This window comes from Variovorax sp. P4_B10, assembly GCF_056402375.1.
The window spans coordinates 32,057-41,222 of record NZ_JBFUHN010000066.1 but is presented as its reverse complement, the minus strand read 5'-3'; the positions used below and the strand labels follow the sequence as shown (position 1 = coordinate 41,222).

Sequence of the window (9,166 nt, the reverse complement as noted above, 5' to 3'; positions counted from 1 at the left end):
TTCGTGATCTGCGTGCCACCGGCATTGATGCCGGTGGTCGTTACGCTCGGGCCTCCCACGATGGTCAGGCCGTTGTTGTCGATCCTGGTGTTGCCTGTGGTCACGGAGTTGAAGGTCGGATCTGCCACCACATCAACCCTGATCTGGTTGCCCGTGCGCGTGACGGTCGTATTGCTGCCGTTGGCGAAGTCTGCCGTTGCGCCTGGAGCAATGTTTTGCGGCGTCGCCTCGCCATTGGCACTCAGGTTCCATCCCTTGCCCGCTGTTGTTGCCGCCGCCTCGATCGCCTGGTTGGTCTGGTACAGCTGGCTGCCGTTGATCGCATCGGTGCTGGACGCAGAGAGCCGGCCCGCTGCCACGTTGGTGATGGTGCGTTCGCCGCCCACCGTGCCGACACTGACCGTGCCCACAGGCGTGATGCCCTGGAAGTTGTAGGTCGTGCCGTTGATCGTCGTGCTGGGCGTGCCGACGACTGTCGCCGTGGCCGAGCCCGCACCCAGCGCCACGCTGTTGGCCGTGCCGGCCGTGGCACCCAGGCCCATGGCCACACTGGAGGCACCTGCGGCCGTTGCGCCCTTGCCCGATGCGATGGCGTCGGCGCCGGTCGCGCCGTCGTTGGCTTCGTTGCCCCCGCCTGTGGAGTTGACGTGGTAGTACTTGGTCTTGCTGCCGGCCACCGTGGTGTTCAGCTGGGTCAGGTTGACCGCATCCGTGGCAGCCGTACCGGCTGCCACGTTCGTGATCTGCGTGCCACCGGCATTGATGCCGGTGGTCGTTACGCTCGGGCCTCCCACGATGGTCAGGCCGTTGTTGTCGATCCTGGTGTTGCCTGTGGTCACGGAGTTGAAGGTCGGATCTGCCACCACATCAACCCTGATCTGGTTGCCCGTGCGCGTGACGGTCGTATTGCTGCCGTTGGCGAAGTCTGCCGTTGCGCCCGGTGCAATGTTTTGCGGCGTCGCCTCCCCATTGGCACTCAGGTTCCATCCCTTGCCCGCTGTTGTTGCCACCGCCTCGACCGCCTGGTTGGTCTGGTACAGCTGGCTGCCGTTGATCGCATCGGTGCTGGTTGCAGAGAGCCGGCCCGCCGCCACGTTGGTGATGGTGCGTTCGCCACCCACCGTGCCCGTGCCGACGCTGACCGTGCTGCTCGGCGTGATGCCCGCGAAGTTGTAGGTCGTGCCATTGATCACGGTGCTGGGCGTGCCGACGGCTGCTGCCGTGACCGAACCGGAGCCCAGCGCCACGTCACGCGCGTTGTTCGCGACCGCCGTGTCGCCGAACGCGACCGCGCCCGCAGCCAGCGCCTTGCTGGTGCTGCCGATCGCGACGCTGCCCTGGCCGACCACGGTGTTCTGGTAGCCGATGCCGACCGCGCCCTGCGCCGGCGTGCCGGCCACGCTCACCCCCTGGCCGCCCCCGCCGACCATGTTGGTATTGCCCATCGCCACCGAACCGTCGCCGGTGGCGGTGTTGTCCAGGCCATTCGCGATCGCGCCGTTGCCGGTGGCGGTGTTCGGGTCGCCGATTGCCACCGCGCCGTTGCCGCTGGCGACGTTGCCGGAGCCGATGGAGACCGAGCGACCGCCGGTAGCGGTTGCGTTGGTGCCGATCGCAACCGCTTCGGCCGAATCCGCCCGGGCATTCCTGCCGACCGCAATGGTGTTTGCGGCCGAGGCGGTGGCCAGCCGGCCGACCGCGATCGCTTCCGTCTGGGTCGCGGACGACTCTCCGCCAATGGCAATGGCATCGGCGGCTGCCGCGTTGGCGCCCGCGGTCGTGTTGCCGCCCAGCGCCACAGAACCGGTGCCCGAGGCGCGCACGGCGGTCGCGGCGTCAGTCCCGCCCGAGCCGAGCGCGGTGGCGTTGGCCGCGGCCGCGTTGGCCCGGGTACCGACCGCTACCGCATCCGTGCCGGTTGCCCGGCTGACGATCCCCATCGCGACCGCGCGATCCTGCGATGCCGTCACATCCGTGCCGACAGCGATGGCACCCTCCGCAGTGGCGCCCGCTCCTGCAAGCGTGCGCGCGCCAAGATTGATGGAATTTATCTTGGAGGCGATCGACCCGAAGCCGATCGCAATGGCATTCTGGGCGCTCGCGTTGGCGCTGCTGCCTTGTGCGATGGCATCCGTTACGGAAGCGTTTGCCTGGGAGCCGATGGCGATTGCCCTGTCCGCGTTCGCATTCGCGTTCAGACCGATCGACGTCGTCGCGCTGCCCGCGACCCCGATGCCCGCGTTGGTGCCGATGGCGACGTTGTCGTTGCCGCTGACCAGACTGCCTGCCGCGGCCTTCAGGGTGCCGTCGTAGGCGACCGTGCCATCGCCCGAGCCGAAGGCCACATTGCGCGTTCCCGTGACGCCCGAACCCGCACCCCGCATCACGCTCGCAGTGCCGCCGCCGATGGCGGTGTTCAGTGCGCCGGTCACCAGTGCCCCGGATGCGATACCCAATGCGACTGAACCGGTATTGCCAGCCGTCGAGCCCGCACCGGCACCCTGGCCGACCGCAACGGTGCTGGCACCCATCGCGAGCGCTTGCGCCCCGAGCGCAAGCGAACTATTTCCTACCGCTCGAGCGGCGTTGCCGACCGCGGTGGCTGCGTCGCTGGTTGCCTCTGACTCATTGCCTATTGCGACGGTGCGCAGCCCAAGCGCTTTGCTACTCCATCCCCCGGCAAATGCAAAGTCGGCGCCGGCCGTGGCGCTGACACCGAGCGCTGTGGAATTGGCTCCCGTCGCGGTGGCGAAGGTGCCCAACGCGCTGGCGCCGGCTGCGGTGGCAGTGGCGGAAGCTCCCAGCGCGACCGCATTGATGTTGCTGGCGACCGTGCCGGTACCTACCGCGACTGCAGATGTCGCGGTCGCATTCGCGTTCAAGCCGATCGACGTCGTCCCGCTGGCCGCGACGCCGATGCCTGCGTTGGTGCCGATGGCGATATTGTCGTTGCCGCTGACCAGACTGCCTGCCGAAGCCTTCAAGGTCCCGGCGTAAGTTACCGAGCCGTCGCCCGTGCCGAAGGCGACGTTGCGCGTTCCCGTGACGCCCGAACCCGCGCCCCGGATCGTGCTCTCAACGCCACCGCCGATGGCGGTGTTCTGCGCGCCGGAGACAAATTGTCCCGCGGCAATACCCACTGCGACCGAACCCTTATTGGCGCTCGTCGAGGCCGCACCGGCCGCCTGGCCGACCGCAACGGTGCCGTCCCCGACCGCCTGGGCGGTCGCCCCGAGGGCGGTGGCTGATCCGCCGGTGGCCGAGGCTTGGAGGCCGACGGCAATGGCCCGGATCCCGCTGGCATTCACGTCTGTGCCGATAGCAATTGCAGACTCCGCGGACGCTCCGGTTCCAGTGGTGCGCGAACCCACGTAAATGGCATTGGTCGCTGAGGCAATGGCGTTGATGCCAAGACTCGTGGCATTTATCCCCCCGCTGAAGGCGTTAAAACCTATTGCAGTGGCTCCGCCGAGAGTCGCTTTGGACTGTTGACCCGCGCACGTCAAGCTGAGGCTGTAGGAGTAGTAGGGCGCAGCAGAGCAGTCCACCTGCGCCTGCGCCAGCGAGGCCAATCCCGTTCCGCCCATCGCCATCAGGGCGGTCAAGATTGCGCGAAGGCGCCCGCTTGGGCGCGATCCGAGCGCGCCTGGCGCACCCGCGGCCGCCACGCAACTTCCACTGCGCGTGCCTTTGGCGCGGGTGATCTCCGATGCCGCAACCCAGGCACCAAGGGATTCGTTCCAAAGAGAGCGATAAGTTCTGTTCATGAGCCCCATCCATCCGTTTAAAAACCATCGAATGGCGCGAGGCCATTCCGCTCCCTGTGCAACTTTTGGAAATTATTGTTTGCAAATAAATCTTAAGAAGCGGGAGTGGAAGGTTGCAACTTGGTATGTCGCATTTTGGAGTCATTGTGTTGTATTGATTTAAATTATCAATTGCAAATCAATATTGAATAGTAATATAAAGTTACTAAAGAATTAAATACATACCATTTTTGGAAATTCAATTCAATTAAGTATTTAGTTTTAATAAATACTTTTATAACAATGACGGATGCGGGCTGCCGCATTCTTTTGGTGCATCGTTGTACTTGTTCGTGGTTTATCGTGATTAATTCCATGAATCCAATGAATTCCAGGAATTCGATGAACAGGGTGCGCGGCTTGACTCGGCCTCCGGCCGATGCCAAGGCGGGCGCGGCCTCACGCCGCACCGGGCGCGCCGTTGCAGCGCCGGGAGGCGAGGGTGGGAGCCGGATTCAGGCGCGGGCGGCCCGGGACACGGCAAAGCCTGATGTTTGCGGCCGGCTTCCGGCGCGCCGTACGACTGCTAACGCAGCACCAGCACCGGAATGTGCGAGTGCGTCAGCACATGCAGCGTCTCGCTGCCCATCAGCAGGCGCGCAAGGCTGCGCCGCCCATGCGATGCCATCACGATCAGGTCGCACTGCTGGTTCTTGGCAGTCGCGATGATGGCCTCGGCCACCTGGTTGGACTTCATGACGATCGCCTGCGCGCTGCGAACGCCCCTGGCGACCGCCGCGGTTCTGACCGCATCGACCAGCCGCTGGGCCGCCAGGTCCGCCTGCTCCTGCGTGGCTTCGACATCCCGCTGGTTCAGCACCATCGAGCCTTCGAAGTAGCCATAGGGCTGGATGTGCGCGACGTTGACGCTCACCAGCTCGGCGCCGGTCAGCAAGGCAAGGTCGATGGCGGTGGTGACCGCTTTTTCCGACAGCGCGGAGCCATCGGTTGCGACGAGAACACGCTTGTACATGGCAGGCTCCTTGGCCCCCGGCACCGCGGGTGCCCTCGCAATCCAGTCTAGTTCGCGATTCCGGCCAGGCAAGCAAAGAGGGTGGGCGGCGCCCTCTAAACGCGATGCTCGGGGACGCGGCGTATTCAGGCGCTTCGCTTCGGCCAGCGATGGCGCGTGCCGCCCGAGCGGCGGTCGGCCTTTTCCGGCACCATGCCCTGTGCGCTCAGTTCGGTTCCACGCAGCTCGAGCCGGCGCAGGCATTGAAGGAAGATGTCGATGTGCGCGGCATCGATGCCGTCGAGAAGTTCGGTGTTGAGGCTTGCGATGCGGGGAAACAGCTCGCCGAAGAGCTGCCGGCCCGACGGGCTCAGGCGCACATGCACTTCGCGGCGGTCCTCGGCGTCCTGCCGCCGTTCGACCAGTTTTTTCTCGAAGAGGCTGCGCAGGCCGCGCGACGTGCGCACACGGTCCAGGTCCAGGCGCTCTGCGAGCGCAGAGGGCATGATCTCCCCGGTCTGTGCCAGCATGCCGATCATTCCCCACTCGCGGCGCGTGATGCCGAAGCCGCCTTCGACCAGCCGGGTCGCCATGCCGCTGCCGGCACGCGCCGCACGCGACAGCCGGTACAGGAGCAGATCGTCCAGTGAACGGGGGGCGCGCAATGCGCCTGCGTCGGGAAATGCTTGCATGGGAGCGTCGGGTGGGTTGTGGCTGCGTGGCCTCGGCGGCCGATGATGGATTAGATCAACTATTTGTTACTTACGTATAAACAGGTAACAAAGCCGATCCGCAACCGGCAGCAGCACGAAACCTCATGGCCACTCTTTTCTCCCGGCGAAAGCTCACCGCATGGTGCTTCGCCCTTGCCGCTTGCGGCGCCCTCGCTCCTGTTCATGCGCAGAGCCTGGACGGCCCGCTCACGCTCGTCGTCGGCTATGCGCCCGGAGGCAGCACCGACCGCATTGCACGCCTGATCGCGGAACGGCTGAGCCCCAAGCTCGGCGTGCAGGTGACCGTTGAAAACCGCCCCGGCGAAGGTGGCCGGCTGGCGGCGAAGCAGGTCAAGCGGGCCGCAGCCGGCGAGAACGTCCTGATGCTCGGCAACCCTGCCGTGATGGTCGTCGCGCCGCTCGTGTTCAAGGACGCAGGCTACGACCCCGACAAGGACTTCGTGCCGGTCTCCCAGGTCAGCAGCTACGACTTCGCCCTGGCCGTCGGCAACAAGCTGCAGCTCGACCGTGCGATGTTCCTGGTGGGCCGGCTCTGGGCGCATCCGGAGGAGGCGGTCTTCGGCGTGCCGGCCACCGGCAGCCTTCCTCACTTCTTCGGGTTGATGGTGGGCGATGCGTTGAGCGTCCAGCCGCAGATCAAGGGCTATGGCGGCTCGGCGCCGCTGTCGGCAGACCTGAGCGGCGGCAACCTGCCGATCGCGATCGACACGCTGGACTCGCTCTATGCCCAGCACCTGGCCGGCAAGATCCGCATCCTGGCCGTGTCGGGGAAGAAGCGGGTGAGCTTTGCGCCTTCGCTGCCGACCTTCCGCGAGGCCGGCATGAAGATCGATGCCGATGGCTGGAACACCTTCTTCGCGCCGAGCACGATGTCTCAGCCGAAGGTGCAACTGCTGGCCAGCACGATCCGCGAGGTCATGCAGGACGCCGGATTGCAAAAGGCCGCCAATGCGCTCTACATCACGCCGGTCGTCAGCACCGCCGCCGAGACCGCGCAGATGCTCAAGGCCTATCGCCAGCAATGGGAGCCGGTGGTGCGCCGGTCCGGCTTCGCGCCCTGACGATCCGCATTACGAAAGACCGCCCTGGCACAGGTACTTGACGTGCATGTAGTCGTCCAGCCCATGCACCGAGCCTTCGCGGCCATAGCCTGACTCCTTCACGCCGCCGAAGGGCGCGGCCTCGGCGGCCAGCGCGCCTTCGTTGATGCCGACGATGCCCGACTCCAGCGCCTCGGCCACGCGCCAGATGCGGCGCACGTCGGTCGAATAGAAGTACGCGGCCAGTCCGAAGGGCGTGTCGTTGGCGGCCGCCACCACCTCGGCCTCGGTCTCGAAGCGCGTGACCGGCACCACCGGCCCGAAGGTCTCTTCGCAGCTGCACGCCATGGTCGCGTCGGCATTCACCAGCACGGTCGGCGCGTAGTAGTTGGGGCCGTCGCAGCGCGCCGAGCGCAGCCGCTCGCCGCCCACCGCGATGCGCGCGCCCCGGGACACGGCATCGCGCACATGGCGCTCGATCTTGTCGACCGCACGCGCATTGATCATCGGGCCGATCTGCGAGCCGGGCTCGGAGGCCGGACCGACCTGGAGCGCACCCACGCGCGCCGCCAGCTTGTCGACGAAGGCGTCATGCACCTTCGACTGCACGAACACGCGGTTCGGGCACACGCAGGTCTGGCCGCCGTTGCGGAACTTGGCGGCCATCAGGCCTTCCACCGCGGCGTCGATGTCGGCATCCTCGAACACGATGAAGGGCGCGTTGCCGCCGAGCTCGAGCGACAGCTTCTTCAGCGTGTCGGCCGAGGCGCGCGCGAGGTGCTTGCCGACCGGCGTGGAGCCGGTGAAGCTGATCTTGCGCACGCGGCTGTCGGCGAGCCACACGTCGACCACCTCGGGCGTGCGTTCGCGCGACGCGGTGACGATGTTGAGCACGCCCGCCGGCACGCCCGCTTCCTGGGCCAGCTTCACGAGCGCGAGCGAAGTGAGCGGCGTGTCCTCGGCCGGTTTGCACACCACGGTGCAGCCCGCGGCCAGCGCGGGCGCGATCTTGCGGGCGATCATGGCGGCCGGAAAGTTCCACGGCGTGATCGCGGCGACCACGCCCACGGGTTCCTTCAGCGCGAGCATGCGGCGGCCGGTGACCGGCGCGGGAATCACGTCGCCGTTGGCGCGCGTGGCTTCTTCCGCGAACCACTCGACGTAGCTGGCGGCATAGGCCACTTCGCCGCGGCCCTCGGCCAGCGGCTTGCCCTGTTCGCGCGAGATCAGGCGGCCCAGGTCTTCCTGGTGCGCCAGCATGAGGTCGTTCCAGCGCTTGAGGATCTGCGCGCGCTGCTTGGCCGGCACGGCGCGCCATGCGGGAAAGGCGGCATGCGCCGCATCGACCGCGGCGCGCGCATCGGCGGCCGTGCCGTCGGGCACGCTCGCGAACACGCCGTCGGTGGCGGGGTCGGTCACGTCGAGGCGGCGGGCGTCGCTGGCTTCGCGCCATTCGGCGCCGATGAGGTGGCGGCCGGGCAGCAGGTCCTGGCGTTCGAGGGTCAGTGTCATGTTTGAAAAACGTCTTGAATGAATTCTGGGGTCAGGCGGCGGCGACACGTTCGGCAATGGCCATTCCAAGCTCGGTGGTCGAAGCCGTGCCGCCCAGGTCGCGCGTGCGCGGCCCTTCGCGCAGCACCGCCTCGATCGCACCAAGGATGGCGTCGTGCGCGGCGCGGCCCGCGCCTTGTCCTTGCGTGAGGAAGTCCAGCATCAGCGCGCCCGACCAGATCATGGCGATGGGGTTGGCGATGTTCTGGCCGTAGATGTCGGGGGCCGAGCCGTGCACCGGCTCGAACAGCGACGGAAACCGGCGGTCGGGGTTGAGGTTGGCCGAGGGCGCGAGGCCGATGGTGCCGGTGGTGGCCGGGCCCAGGTCGGAGAGGATGTCGCCGAACAGGTTGCTCGCCACCACCACGTCGAAGCGCGTGGGCTGCAGCACGAAGCGCGCCGAGAGAATGTCGATGTGCTGCTTGTCGACCGTCACCTCGGGGTAGTCGCGGCCGATGGCATCGGCGCGGCCGTCCCACCAGGGCATGCTGATCGCGATGCCGTTGCTCTTGGTGGCCACCGTGAGGTGCTTGCGCGCGCGGCTGTTGGCGAGCTCGTAGGCATAGCGCAGCACGCGGTCGGTGCCGTGGCGCGAGAACACCGATTCCTGGATCACGATCTCGCGCTCGGTGCCTTCGTACATCACGCCGCCGAGCGAGGTGTATTCGCCCTCGGTGTTCTCGCGCACCACGAAGTAGTCGATGTCGCCGGGCCTGCGGCCGGCCAGCGGGCAGGGCACGCCTTCGAACAGGCGCACCGGGCGCAGGTTGATGTACTGGTCGAACTCGCGCCGGAATTTCAGCAGCGAACCCCAGAGCGACACGTGGTCCGGCACGGTGGCGGGCCAGCCGACCGCGCCGAAGTACAGCGCGTCCACGCCCTGGAGCTGCGCCTTCCAGTCGTCGGGCATCATCTGGCCGTGCTCGGCGTAGTAGTCGCAGCTCGCCCAGTCGATGACGCGGCAGTCGAGCTCGAAGCCGAAGCGCTCCGCGGCGGCCTGCACCACGCGCAGGCCCTCGGGCATCACTTCCTTGCCGATGCCGTCGCCGGCGATCAGCGCGATGCGGAAAGTGGGTGTCATCT

General features: G+C 66.8%; 6 protein-coding genes and 1 pseudogene. 1 reads left to right on the top strand and 6 read right to left on the bottom strand.

Annotation, left to right across the window (positions count from 1 at the left end):
- From AC1DXX_RS25145 to AC1DXX_RS25130, 4 genes and pseudogenes are all read right to left on the bottom strand, one after another.
- A partial coding sequence (locus AC1DXX_RS25145) for a beta strand repeat-containing protein (protein ID WP_478136938.1) occupies positions 1 to 3,605 on the bottom strand: 3,605 nt, incomplete at its 3' end.
- Positions 3,606 to 3,641: 36 nt separating this feature from the next.
- A pseudogene (locus tag AC1DXX_RS25140) lies at positions 3,642 to 3,767 on the bottom strand (ESPR domain-containing protein); the annotation flags it as partial.
- Between the two features lie 565 nt (positions 3,768 to 4,332).
- Positions 4,333 to 4,779: a universal stress protein gene (locus AC1DXX_RS25135; RefSeq protein ID WP_478136937.1), complete on the bottom strand. Its 447-nt coding sequence runs from the start codon at positions 4,777 to 4,779 to the stop codon at positions 4,333 to 4,335.
- Between the two features lie 125 nt (positions 4,780 to 4,904).
- On the bottom strand, positions 4,905 to 5,450 hold the full coding sequence (locus AC1DXX_RS25130) for a MarR family winged helix-turn-helix transcriptional regulator (RefSeq protein ID WP_478136936.1): 546 nt from the start codon (positions 5,448 to 5,450) through the stop codon (positions 4,905 to 4,907).
- A 125-nt stretch (positions 5,451 to 5,575) separates the two neighbouring features.
- On the opposite strand from AC1DXX_RS25130, the gene AC1DXX_RS25125 reads away from it, so the two are divergent.
- The gene (locus AC1DXX_RS25125) at positions 5,576 to 6,553 is read left to right on the top strand and encodes a tripartite tricarboxylate transporter substrate-binding protein (RefSeq protein ID WP_478136935.1); all 978 of its coding nucleotides are present in this window, start codon (positions 5,576 to 5,578) and stop codon (positions 6,551 to 6,553) included.
- Positions 6,554 to 6,562: 9 nt separating this feature from the next.
- Here AC1DXX_RS25125 and AC1DXX_RS25120 read toward each other — a convergent pair whose 3' ends face one another.
- Both AC1DXX_RS25120 and AC1DXX_RS25115 read right to left on the bottom strand, forming a co-directional pair.
- Positions 6,563 to 8,044, bottom strand: a complete 1,482-nt coding sequence (locus tag AC1DXX_RS25120) for an NAD-dependent succinate-semialdehyde dehydrogenase (protein ID WP_478136934.1) — start codon at positions 8,042 to 8,044, stop codon at positions 6,563 to 6,565.
- Positions 8,045 to 8,075: 31 nt separating this feature from the next.
- Positions 8,076 to 9,164, bottom strand: a complete 1,089-nt coding sequence (locus AC1DXX_RS25115) for a tartrate dehydrogenase (RefSeq protein WP_478136933.1) — start codon at positions 9,162 to 9,164, stop codon at positions 8,076 to 8,078.
- Positions 9,165 to 9,166: the final 2 nt, after the last annotated feature.